A 21,675-nucleotide genomic window follows, 5' to 3' on the forward strand; every position below is an offset into this window, starting at 1 on the left:
TAATCTTATTTAGGTTATTTTGTATAATAGACCTAAGGTAATCCTTTATAAATCAATGTTTTGGAGGTTATTCAGTGAAATCTCGTCTAAAGAAAAAATTAATTATTCTCTCTTTTACTCAGATAGCGATTATCATCATTTCATATTTTTACCAACAAGAAATTTCGTTACTGAATTATATCAATATATCTTTCCTCTTTACCGCAGGCTTACTATTATTTTCATTACTACTTTATACCATTCACAGTGGCTTTTATGATGCCATTTCTAGATCCTTTAATCTCTTTTTTTCAAAAGGGGGAGAAAAACGAAATTTTGAAGACATACCAAGATTATCAGAAATGATTACTGTCAACGAAAAGCCACTCCTCTTTCATGGACTGATGAACGGTCTTTTTATGATCATTGCCTTACTGGTATATTATTTTTAACCTACTTGAAATTAAATATGTATTTCCTTTATAATGTGAGTAATAAAATAACAGCTGTTAAGCAATGATAAAGAATAGTACGTATTTTCCTTCGTTTCAGAGAATTTGTGGCCGGTGAAAACAAATACGAAGTAATACGGAATGGACTTTGGAGCTTCTTTCTGAACCTTTAATCAATTCCTGATTAAAACAGTAGGAGGAGACGTTTTCCTTGCGTTATAAGGACTCTGAATCGTCACATTGACGACGATTTAGAACTGAGTGACTCTTTTTGAGTAATTTAGGGTGGTACCGCGAACCATTCGTCCCTAGTTTTTTGGGATGGATGGTTTTTTTATTTATATATAGGAGGAAAATTCAGATGAAAACAATTTTTTCAGGTATACAACCAAGTGGTACGATTACACTTGGGAACTATATCGGGGCTTTGAAACAATTCGTTGAAATGCAGGACGAATACAATTGCTTCTTCTGCATTGTTGACCAACATGCTATTACCGTTCCCCAAGATCCACAAACATTAAGGAAAAATATTCGCAGTCTTGCGGCATTATACCTTGCTGTCGGACTCGACCCGGAGAAGGCAACCTTGTTCATTCAATCAGAAGTGCCTGCACATGCGCAGGCAGGATGGATGATGCAATGTATTTCCTATATCGGAGAATTGGAAAGAATGACGCAATTCAAAGATAAGTCCTCTGGAAAAGAAGCCGTTTCAGCCAGTTTGTTAACCTATCCGCCATTAATGGCAGCAGATATCTTATTGTATAATACCGACCTTGTTCCGGTTGGTGAGGATCAAAAACAGCACATGGAATTAACCCGCGACTTGGCAGAGAGGTTTAATAAGAGGTATAATGACATTCTTACCGTTCCGGAAATCAGCATCCCTAAAGTGGGAGCACGGATTATGTCACTCCAAGAGCCAACAAAAAAAATGAGCAAATCCGATCCAAATAAAAAGGCTTTTATCACTCCATTAGATGAGCCGAATCAAATTGTGAAGAAAATCAAAAGCGCCGTTACTGATTCAGATGGAATAGTGAAATTTGATACCGTCAATAAACCTGGTGTATCAAATTTGTTATCCATCTACTCCATTCTTGGTGGCAAATCGATTTCTGAACTTGAAGAGATGTATGTAGGGAAAGGCTATGGAGATTTTAAAGGCGATCTAGCTGAAGTGGTTGCTAACTTCTTTATTCCTATTCAGGAAAAGTACTACAACCTAATGGAGTCCAGTTTGTTGGATGATATTTTGGATCGCGGTGCCGAGAAAGCTAACCTGGTTGCCAGCAAAACCCTTAAGAAAATGGAAAATGCGATGGGGCTAGGTCGAAAACGCCGTTAACTGTTTAACTCCAGCGCTTTCGCCTGTCAAATAAAAAGCCTGTCCACAAAAAGTATGGTTAACATACTTTTTGGGCCAGGCTTTTAGTTTACCTTTGGACCGTGCTCCATTTCCCATAGTTTTTCAAAAAACGGCTGCCCTTTAATTAGATTTTCACAAAATGTTTCATGGCGCTTTGTCCAGCCATACTTAGTTTCTTCAAATAACTGTTCCCAAGCAGCTTCAAAATTCAATTCTTGAATGGTGGAATATTGCTCCGGACACCATTCCGTATACCAATAGCGTACCTCTGCCTCGTTATTGGATGATAGTAATTGATCAAGAGCCATAAATAATAGCTGTTTTAGTTGTCTTTCTTTTCTAGTTAGGCCCCTCATCAATTCTGGCTCAGGTGATAAAATATGGAAGTCCTTTGTTTGAGGCTGCCCATAAAAATGATATTGCTTTGCTTCATGTTGACTAATCATTTCATAAACAAGTTGTTCTTGCCTCGGTATTAATCTGCTTTTTCGAATCGGGATCGTATAGCCAATTGTATCTATGGCTAATATCCCTACCCCATCAGATACAACAAAGCAATAGTCAAGCTGAACTCGTTCATGGTTCTTCCTCAAATAGGCCTTCTGGTAAATATCATCCAGGAGCTGTTGCGGCAGTTCCGACAAATCATTTTCAATATAGTTAAAAAGAATTGGCTCGACTTTTATTAGTGGTGCCTGATCTAACAGCTCCACACCGTCATCCTTGCGCCATTCATGAAAATGACAGACATTATAGCCGTTTTCTTCACCTTCAAACCAATTTACCCAAACATCATGAAGATACAACATGATACAACCCCTCACTTCAAGAAACTGTTTGTCAATCAGTATGGGCAGAGGTTAGTTAAATTATTCCTTTATATATATTTTGCCCCAATTCCAATTTAATCTATTTATTCATATATAGGGTTGAACCATTTTTTATTACACTGGCAATGATCACGAAAAAAAAATCTACCAAATCACTGGCAGATTTTCACCTTCTTGATTTCGGATTAAAAGCATCTTTTAACCCTTCACCAATAAAATTAATCGATAAAATGGTAATTGTAATAATTAATGCAGGAGGAATCCAAATCCAAAGTTTAAATTGGAGCACATCCGGCTCATTTGCTGAATTCAACATATTCCCCCAACTTGGAATTTCTTGCGGTACACCAAAGCCTAAAAAACTTAGACCTGTTTCAGCAACAATCATCGTGGCAAATGTGATGGTTGCTTGAACGATAATCGTGGATAAAATATTCGGAAGTAGGTGTTTAACAATTATTTTTGCTGGTGAACACCCTATCGAAATCGCCGCAGTAATATATTCATTTTCTTTCTCAGCAAGGATTTTACTTCGTACAATCCGGGCGACCCCACCCCAGCTCAGAATACTAATGGTTCCAATTAAAACCCATAATCCATTTACCTTTCCGAAAAGAATGGCATTTAGAACAATGACAAATACCAGAAAAGGAAAATTTAAAATAAAGTCAGTAAATCTCATTAATAAGCTATCAACTGCACCACCAAAATAACCGGAAATGGAGCCGATTAAAGTACCAAGAATAATAACAAATAATGTACAACTCATTCCAACTAGCAATGAGATTCGACCGCCATACAGTAATCTTGTAAATACATCGCGACCTGCCTTATCCGTCCCCAGCCAATGCTTGCTGGATGGCTCTAATGACATTTGACCAATATTAATTCTGGTCACATCAGCGGTCGTAATATACGGCGCAAGAAAGGATACAACTGCCACAATAATTAAAAAGATGAGGCTTACCAAGGCTAATTTATTTTTTAGAAACTTTTTACGGGCAATTGCCCATGGTGATAAACTTTTCTTCGGGGGTACTGTACTTCTTTTGGTTTCTTTCTGAGTCATAATTTCCATCTCTTGCCCCCCTAATCTAGCCTAATTCTCGGATCTACCACACCGTATAATATATCAGCAACCAAGTTACCGATTAGTGTTAAGAAGGAGAATAACATTGTCAACGTCATTAATACCGAATAATCTCTGGTTCCTACAGATTGTAAGAATAGTTGTCCAAGACCTGGATAAGTAAAAATTGTTTCGGTGATAATTGCACCACTGATAATGGCAACTAAATCAAACCCTAAAAATGTTATAAGCGGTATAATTGAATTTCTTAATATATGAACATTGTAAATTTTTCTTTCTGGTGTCCCTTTAGCACGCGCAGTGCGGACAAAATCTTTCCTGCTATTTTCAATAATATCGTTGCGTAAGAATTGTGTATAACTTGCTGTACTTAATAATCCTAGGACTAAAGCGGGTAAGAATACGTGATGCAGGCGACTAAACCAATATTCAAGCGTCCCCTCTGTAACACCTATATCAACTGAACCATTTGATGGGAACCATCCCAACGTAAAAGAAAAAAAGAAGATGGCAAATACCCCTGCAATAAAGGAAGGAATAGATAACCCTAAATAATTTATTCCTCCTATTAGATTATCGCCAATAGTATATGGTTTTCTTCCAGCGTATGTCCCCATAATAAAGGCTAGGATATACGTGATTAATATAGAGGTAAAACCAAGTAATAGAGTATTTGGTATTCGTTCGCTAATCACATCTGCGGCTGGAATTTTAAAGCGGGTTGATTTACCAAAATCGCCTTGGACAAACTTACTAATCCAGCGTATATATTGCTGTGGCATAGGGTCATTATAGCCCAATTTCTCCCTCATTTCGGCAATATATTGCGGATTTGTGTTTGTTGGGTCAATTTCACCGCCTAGTGAATCTCCAGGCATTAATTTTGCCAAGGTAAAGACTACTATAGATATGAGAAATAACATCGGAATCATGCCCAATATTCTTCGAAATGCATACTTTAGCATGTGCATTCTCCTTGTCTATTACTATGTTAAATTGGTACGTCTATGTAACTAGGAGTTCGGTAAAATTGGAGGGACTAAGGAGTAAGATCTCCCTGCCCCTCCCTACTCACATTCTGAGGTTTAATCCAAAGGATATAAGAATTTAACATAGTTTACTACATGTTAGTTCGCTCTACTTATTGCTTGATCCACCATTCATTTGGACGATTCATCCCCGATACGTCAAATTTAGCACCTTGAACCCGTTTGCTAACCGCCATTGTTTCTTCAAGTTCTGCAATTGGTAGTCCAGGAAGATCCTTCATGAATAGCTTCTGCCATTGTACATATAGATCTTTACGTTTATTAGCATCAGTACCAACAACACTTAGATCAAGTGCCTGATCTAATAATTTATCGCTCTCTTCATTCACCCAGCGTGGATGGTTCCAAAGTGCTTTTGAACTCCAAAGTCCAGTAGGATCCGGATCCGTACCTGTTGACCAACCAGCAAAATATACTTCCATTGATTTATCTGCCTTGTCAAGCATGTCATAGTAAAGGTTAAAATCTACCATATTAAGTTTTGTTTTTAAACCTACTGCTTCCCAATATTGAGTCATTGCTTTTGCCCGTTGTTCAAATGTCGGGTTTTGTGTTGCATAGTGACTAAAGTTTACAACAAATTCCTTACCATTTGGATCCTCACGGAATCCATCGCCATTAACATCTTTATAGCCTGCTTCATCTAACAATTCTTTTGCTTTCTTCGGATTATATTCGAATTGCTCTAGGTCTTTATTATCTGCGGCAATCCAGTGATTTGTAGGAACTGGACGGTTTACCGGTTTACCAACCCCGAAGAAGAACGCCTTAACCCATTCTTCACGGTTTATCGCGTAATACATTGCTTGGCGAAGTTTTAAGTTTTGATATTTCGGTTCATTCATGATATTTTTCTCGCCATCCCATGTACCTAAGCGGAAACCGACATAATAGTAGCTTAATCCTGGGTATGTGATTACATTTACATTATCAAGTGCTTTTACTTGATCAATAATACTTGGATGGAATGCAGTCATATCAAGTGTGCCATTTTTAAGTTCTCCAACAGAAAGAGATGGATCGATTACTTTCACAACAATCTTCTCAATATGCGGCTTTCCTCCAAAGTAATCGTCAAAACGTTCCATTTCTACGGATTCACCTGGAACCACCTTTGTGACTTTGTATGGTCCTAATCCGACTGGCTTCGTACGAACTTGTTCAGTTGCAGGCATGTCTTTTACGGCAATACCTTCAAATTCCTTACGAGACAATGGATATGCCCAAACATTTTCCAAATTATTTACCCGGGCCTTATCAAAAGTAATTTGGATATTATAATCATCAATTACTTTAATCCCTGAGATTTTATCCGCCTTTCCGTCATGGAAATCTTGCGCACCTTCAATTGTTTTTACATTCTCAAAGCGAGAATTTTCATAATCTTTATCAGCAAGTGTGTAAAGTGCGAATTCCCAGTCTTTCACTGATAACTCCTCACCATTATGCCATTTCACGCCTTTTTTAAATTCAAAGTCGAATACCTTATTGTCGGTAGTTTTCCATGAGGCAATATTTGGTTCTGCCTTTAAGTGCTCATCATAAGTAATTAAGCTTTCATCGAAAAGATCAAGTACTTGAGCATCGACTGCATCATCGTAGAATGCCCAGTTGAAGATCCCTTTCGGAGATGAGTCAAGTGCATATACTAATGTACCACCATCCTGCGGCTTACCTGCTGTTTCACCACTATCAGAGCCTTCCTTGTCTGTTTCCTTTGTACCTGCTTTTTCTCCGCCGCTGCACGCCGCTAAGAATGCTGATAGTACCAGCATTAATGCAGCTAACATAAGCATACTTCGTTTTCTCATTCGTTTCCCCCCTATACGTTTTTTGGTAAAACTTGATTACTTTCTAGCTCCAGCGCCCCTGAACATGGCGCTTCCGCTTTATGAATAAAGGTGGCAAGCGACTCGGTGTGAGGGCTTAACTTCCTTTAATACCGGTTTATGCTTTGAACATTCCTCCATAGCCACCGGGCAGCGCGGATGAAATGGACATCCGGATGGAGGATTTATTGGGCTGGGCACATCTCCTTTTAAGATTATTCTTTCCTTCTTGACCCTTGGATCTGGAGATGGGATCGCCGAAATCAAAGCCTGTGTGTATGGGTGGAGAGGTTCTGCGTAAAGGAGATCCTTTTCCGCAATCTCTACCATATTGCCCAAGTACATAACACCTATTCGATCACTCATATGTTTTACCACACTTAAATCATGTGCGATAAAGAGGAAAGTTAATTTAAATTCTTCCTGTAGATCTTTTAAAAGATTCAGGACTTGGGATTGTACAGAAACATCAAGTGCAGATACTGGTTCATCGGCAATGATTAATTTCGGTCTTAGTGCAAGGGATCTGGCAATACCAATTCTTTGTCGCTGACCGCCGGAAAATTCATGGGCATACTTATAATAAGCATCTGGTGGCAGACCAACTTTATCTAGTAAATCCATAACTTCCTTTTTTAATTCTTTTTTACTTTTGTTTGTAAAGTTATAAATTGGTTCGGCAATGATGTCGCCTACCATTTGCATCGGATTTAAGGACGCGTATGGATCCTGGAAAACCATTTGCATGTCCTTCCGAATCTCACGCAAGGATTTACCGTGAATTCTCGTAATATCCCTTCCATCAAAAAGGATGCTTCCTTCAGTAGGTTTCAGTAAGCGTAAAATAGTCCTTCCTGCAGTTGATTTGCCGCAGCCAGATTCACCAACTAGTCCAAGTGTTTCCCCTCTTTTAATCTCAAAAGTGATATTATCAACAGCTTTTACATTTCCGACGGTACGTTTAAAAAAACCACCTTTAACAGGGTAATAGGTTTTAAGATTATGAATCTCTAAAAGATTATCAGAGTCAATGAAAGCGCTACCTTTTTTATGTACTGAAACGGAATTCATTACCTCACCCCTTCTTTTGGCATACTTGTTTCAAAGAGTAAACAGGCAACCTCATGTCCCTGTTCGACATCTCGGAGCAGCGGGGTAATGGTTGTGCAGTCGGGCATTGCCTTTGGACATCGATGAGCGAATCGGCAGCCCACCTTCGGCATATTCGTTAGCGATGGAACAATCCCTTGGATGGAGCTTAAGCGCTCATCGGTTCCATCCATTTTCGGGATTGCCCCCAATAGTAAGGTTGTATATGGATGTTTTGAATTATGGAATAATGTATCAACATCTGTTCGTTCCACAATTTTTCCTGCGTACATTACAATAACCTCATCACACATTTCCGCTACTACTCCTAAATCATGTGTAATGAGAATCACAGACATATCATTTACCTCTTGAATTCCTTTTAAAAGCTCCAAGATTTGTGCCTGAACGGTTACATCCAGGGCAGTTGTGGGCTCGTCTGCGATTAATAATTTAGGCTGGCAGGCGATGGCAATCGCGATCATTACCCTTTGTCTCATTCCTCCAGACAATTGATGCGGATATTCATCAACAATTTTCTCAGGCCGGGAAATCCCCACACTCTTTAACAAGGCAACTGCTTTCTGCCGTGCTTCGCGTTTAGATATCTTAAAATGGTTAAAAAGAACTTCCTGCAATTGATAGCCAATGGTGAATACTGGATTGAGCGAGGTCATTGGTTCTTGGAAGATCATTGAAACATCCTTCCCGCGGATCTTATTAATTTGAGATTCGGACATTTTCTCTAGATGAATTCCATCAAAAATGATTTCACCAGATTTGACCTTTCCAATTCCTTTTGGAAGTAGCTGCATAATTGAGAGACTCATAACAGATTTACCACAGCCGGATTCCCCTACAACTCCAACAATTTGCCTTGGTTTTACCTGAAAGGAAACATTTTCTACCGCATTGTAATCGGACCCATCAATTTCAAAGGCTGTCTCTAAATTCCTCACCTCGAGAAGCGGCGCCTCTTTGAGATGTGACTTTTTAGTGCTCATAGTCCACCTTCTTAATTTTTTTAATTATTCTGTTAATTTGTTATATTTAAATAGAATTCTATTACAGAAATATTACAATTGCAAGGTTTTTTTACAAAATTGGGAATTTTCACTTTTCAATAATTTGAAAAAGCCTTATACTCAAGGCTCTTTTTGAAAGGTTTATTGTCTATATTTTTCGGCAGGAATGGTAAAGGACAGTTTTGTGGAATAAGGATGATCTACATAATATTTCCTAATCATATTATACCCAGCTGCATATCCAAGCAACTTAGGAATCCTCCCTCCCCCATATAAAAGTTCATCATGTCCTCTATTAGTCTTTTTTAGGGTAAGTTGATTTCTTAAATATCGGTCCCAAAAGTTTGTAAGTTCCTTTTCTGTATACATACGGCACCAATTTGCTAAATATTCCTTACCACAATATTTTAATACTGCGTATTCTGCAAGCCCCTCAATGACAATGGAATCAAGAAGTGTATAGTCTTCCATTTTTTTATTTAACATGCTTAAGCGGCAAACATGGTGGTATTCATGAATAAGAAGTGCTTCCAATTCTTTCGGGTCTTCAAGATTAGAAAGAAATAGGAACATTTTATCAGGGAAGGAGACTCCGGCTTTACGTTTTTCCTCTCTTCTGAAAAAAAATCCAGATTGATTGTCTACAGGAAAGAGAAAAACCGGCACATCTGGTCCATTCCATTTATTTTTATATTTACTAAATATCTTCCCGACTTGATCCCATACTTTTTGTTCCACCATGTTATTAAGATTGCTGTAGGCTGAACGCGATGGACGATACATTCCAAAATCCATTAACTGGTTGTAAATTCCCTTTGCTTTTTGCCCCTTAAAATAAGGACAAAGCCTTTCACAGAGTTCGATCGGTCGATCAAACTCTTCCCTTAACCATTGATCCGTTCGAATGATTCCCATTTTTTCACCCCATCTACCTCAAGATCCCCCTCTGGACATTTTATGAATTTTTTAGGAAGAAGTTCTTTAGAAAGAAAGGATGACAAAAAAACTAAACTGCTAAGAAATTGCTTTTTCTACATTGATTTCAATCTTTATCTTATTCGATGAACGCAAATTAATTAGAAGGAACAGGATCCCACCTGCTACAGGCATAATATAGGCTGGGATGTAGTTTAATAACGTTCCTGAAGCAATCATCGCTACAGGGAGCATCGTTTTCCCTATGCTAATACTTATGCTAAGAACTCTACCTCTATATTCATCTGGTATTTCCTTTTGCATAAAATAGGCTAGGGGTATATCAATAAATGCTATGATAACGCCAAAACAGAACATGACCACACAGTAAAAAACCGTGAATAGTACAGGATTAATTTGTAGGTTATTGGGAATGACTGGTAGTCCTGAAAGGATCATAAAAATCGCTAAGGAAAACCTTAAATACTTTACCAATTGGGAGTAAGAAATTTTTTCAGTAATACTTTTTACCATTACAGCACCCAAAATCATCCCCAAAGGGAACGCTCCTTCGATAATACCGAATTCCTTTGAACCAAGCCGCAAAATGTTATTAATGAAATAGGGTAAAGGAATTGTCACAGCAAAGCCAAGAAAGAAATTTATTGTTATTAATAAAATAAATATACTCATCAGACTCTTTTTACTAAACAAATACTGAAAGCCGTCCTTTACATCCTGTATCAAATGAATTTTTCCACCTGAAAAATCCACATTCGATTGATGACTGAAAAGTTTGAAGTCAATAAAGAGCATGGATAAACCGGAAAGAATAAACGATATCCCATTAATGAGAATGAAGGTTTCGATATCAAAGACCACAAACACAAATCCCCCTAGCATCGGACCTGATATTGATGAGACGGAATCAATAACTTTTCCAACAGAATTGATATTCATCAGCATTTTTTCTGAGACCATGTTTGGCTTACCGGCTTCCACTCCGACCCCAAAGAAGGTGGTACATACTGTTAAAAGGAAGGTGGTGGCATAAATCAAAATTAAACTTAATCCATACAGATTACTTAAAAAATAAACTAGAACTAACAAGAATCCACTCACCATATCCATCGATACCACTAGAATCCTTTTATTGAATTTATCCGCAATTACTCCAGCTAATGGATTAATAATAATCATTGGGACTATTCCCAAAATGAGCGTTACAGCAAAGCTTAATGCAGATCCAGTCAGTTTTAACACATATAATCCTAACGCAAAACTATAAATAGCTGTACCAAATATAGAAATGGTTTTTCCAGCAGCATATAGAAAAATGTTTTTCGCTTCTTTTCTGTTCTTAACTATCGGCGTGCTCAAATGGAAAGTATCCATGAATCATTCCCCCTTTTTTACCCTCTATAACTAGCATAATGGGTAGGGTGAACCCAACAGCAATAGGCATAATCCATGAATTTTATGATGACAAAATGAAAAAGATAGGGTTTACCCTACCTTTTTCCAAAAAACGCATATGAAAAGATCTCTTCTCCTGTTACAAAGAAATCTTCATACCTCCCGCCCTTATCCACATATTCCGAAGTCCTCTCCTCAAAAGGTTTATACTTTAACATGTCAATATTTTCCTTGATTTTCTCAACAGTAAAATTATCTCTGAATTTGGCAGCAATTTTACTTTTTGGGCTAAAGTTTTTAAAGGCAAAATAAGACCCCAATAAATATCCGTTAGACTGAACCAATGAATCCACTTTATGAAGCAAAAACGTCTCATGATGAAAGCTATAATTGCTTGTTCCTGTATAATCAATGATCAAATCCACCGATTGATCCTTTATCGGGATTTCGAGGAAATCTGAGCAAATAAAGAGAATTCTTCTTTTGATACCCGTTCTTTCAAGTAACCCCTTCAAAAAACGCTGCTTTTCCATACTATGGTCAACGGCAATATAGAGGCAATCCTCTGGCAAATCCTTAAAAATATTCCGCAAGAAAAATCCGAATCCTGACCCTAATTCGAGTAAAACTTTTTGATGTAAATCAACTTGATCAAGCTTCCTTTTTGACCAGTACAGACCCTTCTGCAAATTTTCCAAATATACTGGATCCGTTTCCTGAATATATTCTTGAATTTGGCCTTCAAAAGACTGCTCCATATAAGAGCTTTCTTGTTCCCCTACTCTAACAATACCCGCTTCAATCAAATAATCTGTGCCGCAATCACAGTGAAGCTTACCGTCCATAATTTGATTTCTGCTAATAATTCCGTCTTGAAGGATCAGCGTTTCACCGCATTTCAAACATTTTAGGAAATCAAGAACCCTTAAATCTACCCCCATCATATGTGTTGAAGCTGTGGATTTGGTTGATAAATGCTCAAGCTTCAACTTTAACCGAGCTTTTATTAAGAGTAAATTCTTTATTTCCTCTTCCAGTTTCTTAAATTTATCTAAAAAAAGTGTTCGATAGTAGGAATCCTCTTCATAATCTAATAATTTCCCGAAGTTTTTATAAAAAAAGATCGTTTTAATCTCATTTAAACTAAAGCCCATCCCTTTTAATTCTAAAATATGTTCTAACTCATTTTGGCATTGCTCATCAAAAAAATAATGCCCACCCGTTTTTTCCGGAACAATAATGCCCAGATCCATATAATGTCGAATCGTATCAATACTCAATTCATTGGATTCTGCAAACTTTCCTATTCTCATCGTATCACTCTTTTCTATGCCGATCTGCCGTGAATTCATCGTTCTCATAAGTAGGTACTTCTACAAAATCATCAAAATATCCTTTCCCTTGAAAAAAAAACGACCAGACATCTGTCTGGCCGTTACTACTATCTTATTCATATTTTTTGAACACGATTGTTGCATTATGACCGCCGAAGCCAAGCGAGTTGCTCATGGCTGCCTTAATTTCTTGTGACCGAGCTTTATTTACGACATAATCCAAATCACAATCTTCATCAGGTGTTTCATAATTAATGGTTGGCGGCACCATGCTGTCTTTTATGGCCAGTACGGTGAATATAGCTTCAATACCGCCGGCAGCACCAAGGAGATGACCGGTCATTGATTTCGTTGAGCTCATGGCAAGTTTATATGCATGTTCACCAAATACCTCCTTAACAGCAAGTGTTTCAAACTTATCGTTATATTCGGTACTTGTTCCGTGGGCATTCACATAATCAATCTCATCAGGCTTTAATCCGGCATCGTTTATTGCCATTTTCATTGCCCTTGCACCACCTTCACCACCTGGTGCCGGTGCTGTGATATGGTAGGCATCACCGGTTGCCCCGTAGCCAACGATTTCTGCATATATTTTTGCTCCGCGTGCTAATGCATGCTCTAATTCTTCCAGTATAACAATTCCTGCTCCTTCGCCAATGACAAAGCCATCACGATTCTTATCAAAGGGTCTGCTCGCAGTTTTCGGATCAGGGTTTGTGGATAGTGCTGTATTGGCACAAAAGCCCGCAACAGACATTTTTGTAATTGGTGCTTCCGCACCACCTGATACCATTACATCCGCATCACCACGCTGAATAACTTTAAAGGCATCGCCAATTGAGTTCGTTCCCGTTGCACATGCGGTTACGGTACATGAATTAAATCCTCTTGCACCAAGAGTGATTGAAACTTGGCCGGTTGCCATATCAGGAATAAGCATTGGGACAAAGAATGGACTAACCCGTTTGTAACCTCTCTTTTGAAAGATCTCAAATTGTTGTTCAAATGTTTCCATTCCTCCAATTCCAGAACCAATCCATACTCCGACCCGCGGTGAATTTTCTTCCGTAATCGTTAAATCTGCATCCTTTACCGCCATTATTGCACTTGCAACAGCAAATTGTGTAAACCGATCCATTTTCCGAGCATCTTTTCGATCCATGAATACTTCTGGATTGAAATCTTTTACTTCTGCAGCTACCTTCGCAGGATACTCATCCGCATTTACTCTTGTCATCGGTCCAACGCCTGACTTGCCTTCAATGATCCCTTTCCATGTTGTTTCCGCATCAAGACCTAACGGTGTTACTGCTCCGATGCCTGTCACTACCACCCTACGCTTTTCCATTAGTACATCTCCTTTTCTACACTACCTTTTCCCTATTTATCTATAAAGTTCATTTACCTTCGATACCGGTCCAGCTCAACGCCTAGGGGACTTCCGCTTTTCTATTTACCCCAGCGAATGGCAATTGCACCCCATGTTAGACCGCCGCCAAAGCCCACCATGACAATTAGATCATCATCTTTAATTTTCCCTGCTTCCACTTCTTCAATTATAGAAATCGGGATCGATGCTGAAGAGGTATTCCCATATTTATTAACTGTTTTGGACATTTTTTCTTCCGGAAGCTCTAATCTTTGCCTAGAAGCCTCCATAATCCGAATATTCGCTTGATGCGGAATAAGAAAATCCACATCCGCTTTTGTTAAACCTGCCTTCTCCAGCACATGAACGCAGCTCTCGCCCATTTGACGAACCGCAAATTTAAACACTTCGCGTCCATTCATAATGATATATTCGTCTTGGTAAAGGTGTTTTGCACCTGTGCCATCTGCACCAAGTTCGAAGGAAAGAATTCCACGGTTTTCTGAAACTGGGCCAATAATTGCTGCACCAGCACCGTCCCCAAATAATACTGCAGTGTTGCGGTCATTCCAGTCAGTAATTTTAGAAAGCTTTTCAACCCCGACTACAAGCACGTATTTATAGACATGGGATTCAATAAATTGTTTTGCTGTGACGATTCCATACATAAAGCCCGCACAAGCCGCACTTACATCCATAGCAGCTGCTTTTTTTGCCCCTAATCTCTCTTGAATCCTGCAGGCAACAGATGGAAACGGCGAATCTGGAGTAACGGTTGCAACTAAAATTAAATCAATTTCTTCAGCAGTAATTCCTGCATCAGCTATAGCCTTTTGAGCGGCAGCAAACGCCATGTCTGATGTATTTACATCGTCAGCAGCGATTCGTCGCTGTTCAATTCCTGTTCTGGTTCTGATCCATTCATCAGAGGTTTCCATCATTTTTTCTAAATCCTGATTGGTGACAATCTTTTCAGGTAAATACCTACCCATTCCGACAATACCCGCTCTCATTAATTCCAGCTCCTTTTGTTTGGCTACCATTCACCTATATCCTAACGTTTAATATCAATTATTATGACTTGGTACTAATTTTATCAAATTAAACCTACTTTAAGCAACTGTTTCTTCCTATTCATTTAGACTCCGCTAATGTACTTACCTTTTATTCGTTTAGTCATATTCTATTTTAAAAAGGTACTTAAAAAAAGGAGGGCAATACAATGGATAATCTGAAGCAAGAGGAGCAAAGCTCGATTTTCTCAGAAACACAAGTGGAGTCCCAGAAGTATTCTAGGCAAGATCGCTTCACTAGTTTTATGTTTGGTTCCAGAAGTGAACATCATCAACAGATTCATCCCCATCATCAACACCAAGAACCAAAGCAAAACCAATCCACTATCAATTATGAGGAACTAATGATGAATATTGATACCCTGTATGAATCTGTGCGGGGACTTAAGCCGTTATTCGATAAAATATATCCGGTAATCGAACAATTTTGGAAAAAGAAATAAGCTGCCAACTATTAAATGGCAGCTTATTTCTTTATTCGTTTTTAGTTAGGGCATCGGCTCTGCCAAGTTCATAGGCTTCTTCCATAACCTTTGTAAACAGATCCATAAATGGCTGAATTAACTCCATCGATAATTCAACCCCCGCTTGATCTAATTGATCTTTGGCTTCTGGTAAGTATTTCATCGCAATTTGCATAAATTGAAGTGTCTTATCTTGATTAATCATATGTACTCCTTAAAATAATTTATTTAGGCAGTTTACCTGTTTTCTTATATTGATCAATTTGTCTGTTCATATTTTCGATAAAATCTTTAGGGACCAATGGGCTGAATTTTCCTAGTGAAATAACATTATCTTGAAAATCAAATGAAAGGTTACCCGATTTTAACTTCCCGTCGTTGTATTGTGCCGCAACCTTTTCATACAATGCATCCACCTGCTGAAGAGTGCTTGTTAATACGGTTGATTCACCTAAGTCTGATTGGTCCGAAACATAGCCAATCACATAAGAACCATTCTCCTTAACTTGCTCGATAACGGGTACATTAAAACCATCACCAGCCGGATAAACCACATCGACACCATTTTCTAACATTTGATGTGCCAATTGAGTGGCTCTTGTCTCATCATCCCAATTTCCAACGTATTCTATACTTACAGTTGTGTTTTTATTTTCAGCTAATGCCCCTTGATAAAAACCTTCAATTTCCGGCTGCCATTCATATGCTGCTAAAACACCTACTTTATTGGTTTTAGACATATGTGCGGCAACCATTCCACCAAAAAAGCCCATCGCATGTGCTTTAAAGTTAAGACTGGTTGTGTTGGCCGTCTTAGCATCACCATTGAAACTGACGAAATGGATTTTTGGATGGTCTTCCGAAATTGTATTAAAGTATTCCGCATACTCCGAACCATGCCCAAAGATTAGATTAACACCTTTTTGCTCAAATTCCTCTACTGCCCGTTCAACAACGGCTTGTGAATTCATTCCTTCTTTATAAAATACATCCACATTAAATTTGGACTGTATTTTTAACATTCCTTTGTAGCCTTTTGTTCCCCATACTTGGTCATTAATTGTTTCTGGAACCAACAAGCCCACCTTCTGTAATTTACCCGGCGTTTTTGTTTCCCCGCAAGCTCCAAGTAAAAGAAGACATAAAAGAATGATTCCGAAACGGTTAAACATTCCATGCAACTCCTTTATATGGCCGCCACTTCTCATACATGCTTCTCACTGTTTTAAGGGATCAAATAGTGAACCTAAACTAGTAAAGAAATCGTCTATTTTCCTTATATTCTAACCTTTGAGCAGGGAAATGGAAAGACAAATTTCCTTCATTTCTACATACAACTACCCTAGTACGACATGAATTATCATTTTTTTTACTAATTTTTAGAATATAAACGTTGGACAAGGTCCATTTGTTTTGAGATGGATTCTGCAAAGGGTGTTACTTTTCCAACAGATACGACATCAATTTGGTGATCAACTGAAAATGGTACAAAGCGATGCTTCCGGATTAATTCACTATCTATTTGAAGATAATCGGCGCACACTTCCCAATAATTCTGCTTTCCGCTTTCTAGTATGAAATTCCCGTGATGACCGGTTTCAATTGTTTTTATGATCGTCCTGGCGGCATCCTCAACAAATAGAACATCACCAGTCCATTCTCTCTCCGCTATAATAATGTCTTGCTTAATCCATTTTGATAAAATAGCCTGTTGATATAGATAGGACGATGGCTGCCACGGTCCATAAACAGCAGGTAAATAAACCATCTGAATGTTTTTGCAACATCCTTTTACTCGTTCGATAAATGTCTCAATAGTCTTTACTTGTTCCCCTCTAAGCATTTGGATGGGAAGTATGAATACTATATTCGCATTGTTATGATAATCCTTTATACATTGGATGATTGGGCTTATCGTCTTTTCCTTCTGTAAAACCATCTCTTTGTTTTGCATATACAAATCATAGATTGAAAATAGGAAAGTGGTTGGTGTCGTGCCTTCCTCTCGCATCAGTTCCAACTCAGATAAGAACCGTTCGCTAAAATTAGCATTCCTCCCCACCTCAAGTCGCTTTTCCTCAAGGAATGGACTATCTTCCGCCCCATCAATTTGAATTCCAGTCACCTCTACACCATTATTCAGAAGCGTTTTGCATGCATGAAAACTAACAAATTCATATATTCCAAAGATAATAACCTTGTCCATTTGAAATTCCTCCCCAAACTTGCTTTATTGAATCCTATGCAATTCATTTATGAAATATTTCCTTTTGGGGAGGAACCAAATTTAAAGTACCGTTTCATGACTGGTCAAAAACTTTATGAATATTTTCCCGAGTTGTGGTTTTTTTTCTGGAAGAATATAAGTAGGATTAATTTCTGGAGACTTGATAATCTGTTGGTATAGTTTTGATTGGGTATACGATTTTCCACCAGCTAGGACATGAATAATCTTAACTGGACAATCGAACTCTAGGTGAACAATATCTTCCAAATTGAAAATGGTTCTTTCAATTTGAGCTTGCTCCATATTGTAAGCGATCGTTAATTCTCTCATTAACTTTTTATAAAAAAATTTGTGCTCCTTTTCCTGTTCAAGATGGTACTTTAAAGACAGGATCGGGTTGAGCAAGATTACCGACCTTATGTTGCCCTTCATTTTTTCCAATAACTTGACTGCAATGAGCGCCCCCATACCTTCAGCCAAAATGTGGATCTTATCATTAAGGATCTCGCTTCTTATCACGTGGTGGTATAATCTTTGAGCGAGTTCGACAGCACTTTGGCTCCCCCAATTTCGTCCATGAAGATTTGAGGAAAAAATGGTGTACCCTGTATCCTTTAGTTCATTGATTATGGCCAGTTTTCCTTCGTTTTGCGTCCAAAAGCATTTGCTCTCATCTACAAAATGTCTTTCATCACCGATGATTAAGATCCCAAATCCTGTTGGCTTTTCGGGATAATGAATGATATTCCATTGGGCATCCATCTGAAAGTTGCGATTTTCCATCGATAAATCTCCTTTTACATATTTCCTCAACATATTGTATGTCATTTCACAAAAGATGAAAGGGAGTTTGCCCATTTTTCAGATTTTACTCAAAAAGTTAAACAGAAATTCATTTTCCCTATATTTTTTTTCTATCGTATGGTACTATTATAACTAATGTAAAATAGGGTAGAGGTGAAAAATAGTGCGATTCTTTTGGACTTTTTTCTGGTCTTTTCTTTTAGTGCAAATGCTTACATACGTCGTTAGCTCGATGACTCCTGGTGCTAAATTTGAATTTATGCCTGGTTTTGTTGTTTCTTTGGGAGTAACCGTTTTAATTTACATTGCTGCTGCTGTGATTCCTAATGAACCTGTGGAAAAGCATTCCTAATTCATAATGGGGAAAAAAGGTCTTCCGTTTATACTGGATGACCTTTTTTATTATTTACAGGACTTTCACAGCGACTTCCCCATTTTCTATCATGATTGCGACTGTCGATTGATCATGTACCCGACCGGCTATGATTTCACGTGCGAGCTTTGTCTCGATATTCCGTTGGATATATCGTTTTAGTGGTCTTGCCCCATAAATAGGATCAAATCCATTAACAGCAATGAATTCCTTCGCATCCTCACTAATCGAGATATTAATTTGTTGCCGTTTAAGCCTGTTTTCCAGTTCCTTCATCATTTTTACTACTATATTTTTTATTTCCGGTAATGATAACGATTTAAATAAGATAATCTCATCAATACGATTTATGAATTCCGGCCGGAAATGGGCTCGTAACTGGCTCATTACTTTATCTCTTGTTCCATCCGAAATTTCAATTTCATTTTCACTTCTTTCAAGTAAAATGTGGGAGCCGATATTGGAAGTCATAATAATAACGGTGTTTTTAAAATCTACTACCCTGCCTTGGGAATCCGTGATTCGACCATCATCGAGTGCTTGTAAAAGAATATTAAATACCTCCGGATGGGCTTTTTCGATTTCATCCATTAAAATCACCGAATATGGTCTTCGTCTTACGGCCTCTGTCAGCTGCCCGCCTTCTTCATAACCGACATAACCTGGAGGTGCACCGATTAGGCGTGATACCGCATGCTTTTCCATATATTCGGACATATCTATGCGAATAATTTGTTCTTCACTATCAAATAATGACTCGGCCAATGCCTTTGCCAGCTCGGTTTTCCCTACACCTGTCGGCCCTAAAAATAAAAACGATCCGATTGGCCTATTTGGATCTTTTATTCCTGCGCGTGCTCGAAGGACAGCATCCGCAACCAAGTTTACGGCCTCATTTTGTCCTATGACTCTTTCGTGCAGAATGGATTCCAATTTCAACAGTTTTTCCCGCTCTCCTTCAACAAGCTTAGAAAGGGGGATCCCCGTCCATCTTGAGACGATAGTTGAAATTTCCTCACCCGTCACTTCTTCTCGAAGCAAACGGTCATCCTTTGCCGCTCCACTTTCTAATTCATTTAGTTCCTTTTCTGCCATTGGTATTTGCCCATGGCGAAGTTCAGCAGCCCGGTTTAAATCATATTTATCTTCTGCCACCTGAAGCTCTCTACGGAGCTTTTCGAGCTGCCCCCTTTTATCCTGCACCTTCTGGATACTTTGCTTTTCTAGGAGCCATTTTGCCTTCATGGCATTTTCCTGTTCTTTAAGATCGGCAAGTTCCTTGACGAGCGCCTTAAGCCTTATTTTGCTTCCCTCATCACTTTCTTTTCGTAAGGCTGCCTCCTCAATTTCAAGCTGCATAACCCTGCGTGTCACTTCATCCAGTTCAGTGGGCATGGAATCAATTTCGGTGCGAATCATCGCACATGCTTCATCGACAAGATCAATCGCTTTATCAGGCAAAAAACGGTCTGTAATATAACGGTCTGAGAGAGTGGCTGCCGCCACAAGGGCACGATCATGAATTTTCACTCCATGGTGCACCTCAAACCGTTCCTTTAATCCTCTCAAAATGGAAATTGTATCTTCTACATTTGGTTCCTGAACAAGTACCTGTTGAAATCTTCGCTCAAGGGCAGGATCCTTTTCAATATATTTTCTGTGTTCATCAAGTGTTGTCGCTCCGATGCAATGTAGTTCCCCGCGTGCAAGCATCGGCTTTAACATGTTGCCGGCATCCATCGCTCCTTCTGTTTTTCCTGCACCGACGATTGTATGAATTTCATCAATGAACAGCAAAATTTGCCCTTCACTTTTTTTAATCTCATTTAAAACGGCTTTTAATCTTTCTTCAAATTCTCCTCTAAATTTTGCCCCAGCGATTAAGGAACTCATGTCCAATGAAAAAATCGTCTTATCTTTTAGTCCTTCCGGGACATCCTTTCTGACGATCCGTTGTGCCAATCCTTCCACAATCGCAGTTTTCCCTACCCCCGGTTCGCCGATTAAAACTGGATTATTCTTCGTTTTTCTAGATAAAATTCGAATAACATTTCGGATCTCTGTATCCCTGCCGATGACCGGATCCATTTTCCCTGCCCTTACTTCGGCAACAAGGTCTCTGCCGTATTTTTTAAGGGCCTCATATCCTGCTTCGGGATTTTGTGATGTCACTCTTTGGTTCCCCCTTATTTCTTTTATTGCCTTTAAAATCATTTCCGGTGTTAGCCCAAATGCTTGGATCATTTTTTTCATGGCTGAATCATTCGCATAGGCTGCCGCTAATAGAAAATGCTCAACCGAAATATATTCATCTGCAAATTTAGAGGCAAACTCTTCCGCACTAACCAATAACTTTTGCAGCTTTGCCGTTATATAAAGTTTTCCCTGTTCAATCCCGCTCCCGGTAACTTGAGGTTTTTTGGCTAGTGAATCCAATAGCGTTTTCTGCACTTTATCAAAGGGCAACCCTGCCTTATCAAAAATCGTTTTAATGAGACTATCCTCTTGATCCAAAAGCGTCAAAAATAAATGCTGTTCATCTATTTCTTGATGATTTTCTCTAATCGCCAGGGTCTGGGCATCCATAATTCCTTTTTGCAATCGCTCCGTCATTCGGTTTAAGTCCAATTTCCTCACTCCTTTTTGACCATTATTGACCTATTTGATTTCATTATAAATCAAATGCTAAATAGAAGTAAAATTTTGGACAAGGAAAAAGTCATCCGAATTAGATGACTTTTTGTATATCTCATTAAGGTTTCCGCTTATATGTCCAAATTCGTTCGTCATTCGATGTTTCTGGGAATGGATCTCCCGCTTTCAGCTTGATCATTTTAGGATGGAGTACATTATCTCCGGTATCTCCAACTTCAATATATATACCATTATTCGGAGCCTTTTTTCCTGATTTAAACTGATGATTTTGTCCCACTTTCTTCCCTCCTTCATTTACATCTTTATTATTTCCATTTTGGTCATGTC

At 38.6% G+C, this 21,675-nt stretch carries 21 protein-coding genes and 1 other annotated feature; of the genes, 4 read left to right on the top strand and 17 right to left on the bottom strand.

Translation table 11 applies throughout. The annotated features are described in order from the left end of the window. Window positions 1-74 precede the first annotated feature (74 nt). Both G6554_RS21825 and trpS read left to right on the top strand, forming a co-directional pair. Window positions 75-431: a DUF3899 domain-containing protein gene (locus G6554_RS21825; protein ID WP_166245810.1), complete on the top strand. Its 357-nt coding sequence runs from the start codon at window positions 75-77 to the stop codon at window positions 429-431. A gap of 55 nt (window positions 432-486) precedes the next feature. Next, window positions 487-744, top strand: a binding site (T-box leader). Window positions 745-792: 48 nt separating this feature from the next. Then, the gene (gene trpS, locus G6554_RS21830; protein WP_166245812.1) at window positions 793-1,782 is read left to right on the top strand and encodes a tryptophan--tRNA ligase; all 990 of its coding nucleotides are present in this window, start codon (window positions 793-795) and stop codon (window positions 1,780-1,782) included. 83 nt (window positions 1,783-1,865) lie between these two features. Here the strand turns inward: trpS and G6554_RS21835 are convergent, their stop codons facing one another. From G6554_RS21835 to G6554_RS21885, 11 genes are all read right to left on the bottom strand, one after another. Next, window positions 1,866-2,612: a YjbA family protein gene (locus tag G6554_RS21835; protein WP_166245814.1), complete on the bottom strand. Its 747-nt coding sequence runs from the start codon at window positions 2,610-2,612 to the stop codon at window positions 1,866-1,868. Between the two features lie 187 nt (window positions 2,613-2,799). Beyond that, window positions 2,800-3,711, bottom strand: coding sequence for an oligopeptide ABC transporter permease (gene opp4C / locus G6554_RS21840; RefSeq protein WP_166245816.1), 912 nt, complete (start codon window positions 3,709-3,711; stop codon window positions 2,800-2,802). An 11-nt stretch (window positions 3,712-3,722) separates the two neighbouring features. Continuing rightward, a complete protein-coding gene (gene opp4B, locus G6554_RS21845; protein WP_166245818.1) occupies window positions 3,723-4,688 on the bottom strand; it encodes an oligopeptide ABC transporter permease in 966 nt (321 codons plus the stop codon). A 176-nt stretch (window positions 4,689-4,864) separates the two neighbouring features. Continuing rightward, window positions 4,865-6,583: an oligopeptide ABC transporter substrate-binding protein gene (opp4A, locus tag G6554_RS21850; protein WP_166245820.1), complete on the bottom strand. Its 1,719-nt coding sequence runs from the start codon at window positions 6,581-6,583 to the stop codon at window positions 4,865-4,867. A gap of 78 nt (window positions 6,584-6,661) precedes the next feature. Further along, window positions 6,662-7,672 carry an ABC transporter ATP-binding protein gene (locus tag G6554_RS21855; RefSeq protein WP_166245822.1) on the bottom strand — a complete coding sequence of 337 codons (1,011 nt, stop codon included), beginning with the start codon at window positions 7,670-7,672 and terminating at the stop codon, window positions 6,662-6,664. Further along, complete coding sequence (locus tag G6554_RS21860) at window positions 7,672-8,694, bottom strand: ABC transporter ATP-binding protein (protein ID WP_166245824.1); 1,023 nt, start codon at window positions 8,692-8,694, stop codon at window positions 7,672-7,674. The genes G6554_RS21855 and G6554_RS21860 overlap by 1 nt, the downstream gene beginning before the upstream one ends. A gap of 162 nt (window positions 8,695-8,856) precedes the next feature. After that, entirely contained in the window at window positions 8,857-9,630 is a 774-nt protein-coding gene (locus G6554_RS21865) for a DUF2268 domain-containing putative Zn-dependent protease (protein WP_166245826.1), read from the bottom strand. A gap of 99 nt (window positions 9,631-9,729) precedes the next feature. After that, a complete protein-coding gene (locus G6554_RS21870) occupies window positions 9,730-11,025 on the bottom strand; it encodes an MFS transporter (RefSeq protein WP_166245828.1) in 1,296 nt (431 codons plus the stop codon). A gap of 116 nt (window positions 11,026-11,141) precedes the next feature. Beyond that, entirely contained in the window at window positions 11,142-12,359 is a 1,218-nt protein-coding gene (locus G6554_RS21875; RefSeq protein ID WP_166245860.1) for a MerR family transcriptional regulator, read from the bottom strand. A gap of 133 nt (window positions 12,360-12,492) precedes the next feature. After that, window positions 12,493-13,731, bottom strand: coding sequence for a beta-ketoacyl-ACP synthase II (gene fabF / locus G6554_RS21880; RefSeq protein ID WP_166245830.1), 1,239 nt, complete (start codon window positions 13,729-13,731; stop codon window positions 12,493-12,495). 101 nt (window positions 13,732-13,832) lie between these two features. Beyond that, on the bottom strand, window positions 13,833-14,765 hold the full coding sequence (locus tag G6554_RS21885) for a beta-ketoacyl-ACP synthase III (protein WP_166245862.1): 933 nt from the start codon (window positions 14,763-14,765) through the stop codon (window positions 13,833-13,835). Window positions 14,766-14,974: 209 nt separating this feature from the next. Here G6554_RS21885 and G6554_RS21890 point away from each other — a divergent pair, with 209 nt between their 5' ends. Continuing rightward, window positions 14,975-15,268, top strand: coding sequence for a hypothetical protein (locus G6554_RS21890; RefSeq protein WP_166245832.1), 294 nt, complete (start codon window positions 14,975-14,977; stop codon window positions 15,266-15,268). 31 nt (window positions 15,269-15,299) lie between these two features. Here G6554_RS21890 and G6554_RS21895 read toward each other — a convergent pair whose 3' ends face one another. The 4 genes from G6554_RS21895 to G6554_RS21910 form a co-directional block, all read right to left on the bottom strand. Next, window positions 15,300-15,494: a ComZ family protein gene (locus G6554_RS21895; RefSeq protein ID WP_166245834.1), complete on the bottom strand. Its 195-nt coding sequence runs from the start codon at window positions 15,492-15,494 to the stop codon at window positions 15,300-15,302. 19 nt (window positions 15,495-15,513) lie between these two features. Further along, window positions 15,514-16,461, bottom strand: coding sequence for a BMP family ABC transporter substrate-binding protein (locus G6554_RS21900; protein ID WP_166245836.1), 948 nt, complete (start codon window positions 16,459-16,461; stop codon window positions 15,514-15,516). A gap of 200 nt (window positions 16,462-16,661) precedes the next feature. Then, window positions 16,662-17,495: a hypothetical protein gene (locus G6554_RS21905; protein ID WP_166245838.1), complete on the bottom strand. Its 834-nt coding sequence runs from the start codon at window positions 17,493-17,495 to the stop codon at window positions 16,662-16,664. Window positions 17,496-17,576: 81 nt separating this feature from the next. Then, window positions 17,577-18,299 carry a lipase family protein gene (locus tag G6554_RS21910; protein WP_166245840.1) on the bottom strand — a complete coding sequence of 241 codons (723 nt, stop codon included), beginning with the start codon at window positions 18,297-18,299 and terminating at the stop codon, window positions 17,577-17,579. Between the two features lie 184 nt (window positions 18,300-18,483). On the opposite strand from G6554_RS21910, the gene G6554_RS21915 reads away from it, so the two are divergent. Next, a complete protein-coding gene (locus G6554_RS21915) occupies window positions 18,484-18,672 on the top strand; it encodes a YjzD family protein (protein ID WP_166245842.1) in 189 nt (62 codons plus the stop codon). Window positions 18,673-18,726: 54 nt separating this feature from the next. Here the strand turns inward: G6554_RS21915 and clpB are convergent, their stop codons facing one another. Next, window positions 18,727-21,321 (bottom strand): ATP-dependent chaperone ClpB, encoded by a 2,595-nt coding sequence (clpB, locus tag G6554_RS21920; protein WP_166245844.1) that lies wholly within the window; start codon window positions 21,319-21,321, stop codon window positions 18,727-18,729. Window positions 21,322-21,445: 124 nt separating this feature from the next. Next, a complete protein-coding gene (locus G6554_RS25805; RefSeq protein WP_166245846.1) occupies window positions 21,446-21,625 on the bottom strand; it encodes a YjzC family protein in 180 nt (59 codons plus the stop codon). Window positions 21,626-21,675: the final 50 nt, after the last annotated feature.

This window comes from Bacillus sp. MM2020_4, from assembly GCF_011250555.1.
In the GTDB taxonomy this organism is placed as follows: Bacteria; Bacillota; Bacilli; order Bacillales; family Cytobacillaceae; genus Neobacillus.

What these genes read in the sequence shown, in the direction of transcription:
- G6554_RS21910 (WP_166245840.1), bottom strand. Translation starts at nt 18,299, where the DNA reads ATGGAAAATCGCAACTTTCAGATGGATGCCCAATGGAATATCATTCAT.
- G6554_RS21905 (WP_166245838.1), bottom strand. Translation starts at nt 17,495, where the DNA reads ATGGACAAGGTTATTATCTTTGGAATATATGAATTTGTTAGTTTTCAT.
- G6554_RS21875 (WP_166245860.1), bottom strand. Translation starts at nt 12,359, where the DNA reads ATGAGAATAGGAAAGTTTGCAGAATCCAATGAATTGAGTATTGATACG.
- G6554_RS21860 (WP_166245824.1), bottom strand. Translation starts at nt 8,694, where the DNA reads ATGAGCACTAAAAAGTCACATCTCAAAGAGGCGCCGCTTCTCGAGGTG.
- opp4A (WP_166245820.1), bottom strand. Translation starts at nt 6,583, where the DNA reads ATGAGAAAACGAAGTATGCTTATGTTAGCTGCATTAATGCTGGTACTA.
- opp4C (WP_166245816.1), bottom strand. Translation starts at nt 3,711, where the DNA reads ATGGAAATTATGACTCAGAAAGAAACCAAAAGAAGTACAGTACCCCCG.
- G6554_RS21855 (WP_166245822.1), bottom strand. Translation starts at nt 7,672, where the DNA reads ATGAATTCCGTTTCAGTACATAAAAAAGGTAGCGCTTTCATTGACTCT.
- fabF (WP_166245830.1), bottom strand. Translation starts at nt 13,731, where the DNA reads ATGGAAAAGCGTAGGGTGGTAGTGACAGGCATCGGAGCAGTAACACCG.
- G6554_RS21885 (WP_166245862.1), bottom strand. Translation starts at nt 14,765, where the DNA reads ATGAGAGCGGGTATTGTCGGAATGGGTAGGTATTTACCTGAAAAGATT.
- G6554_RS21900 (WP_166245836.1), bottom strand. Translation starts at nt 16,461, where the DNA reads ATGTTTAACCGTTTCGGAATCATTCTTTTATGTCTTCTTTTACTTGGA.
- G6554_RS21865 (WP_166245826.1), bottom strand. Translation starts at nt 9,630, where the DNA reads ATGGGAATCATTCGAACGGATCAATGGTTAAGGGAAGAGTTTGATCGA.
- opp4B (WP_166245818.1), bottom strand. Translation starts at nt 4,688, where the DNA reads ATGCTAAAGTATGCATTTCGAAGAATATTGGGCATGATTCCGATGTTA.
- G6554_RS21835 (WP_166245814.1), bottom strand. Translation starts at nt 2,612, where the DNA reads ATGTTGTATCTTCATGATGTTTGGGTAAATTGGTTTGAAGGTGAAGAA.
- G6554_RS21890 (WP_166245832.1), top strand. Translation starts at nt 14,975, where the DNA reads ATGGATAATCTGAAGCAAGAGGAGCAAAGCTCGATTTTCTCAGAAACA.
- G6554_RS21870 (WP_166245828.1), bottom strand. Translation starts at nt 11,025, where the DNA reads ATGGATACTTTCCATTTGAGCACGCCGATAGTTAAGAACAGAAAAGAA.
- trpS (WP_166245812.1), top strand. Translation starts at nt 793, where the DNA reads ATGAAAACAATTTTTTCAGGTATACAACCAAGTGGTACGATTACACTT.
- G6554_RS21895 (WP_166245834.1), bottom strand. Translation starts at nt 15,494, where the DNA reads ATGATTAATCAAGATAAGACACTTCAATTTATGCAAATTGCGATGAAA.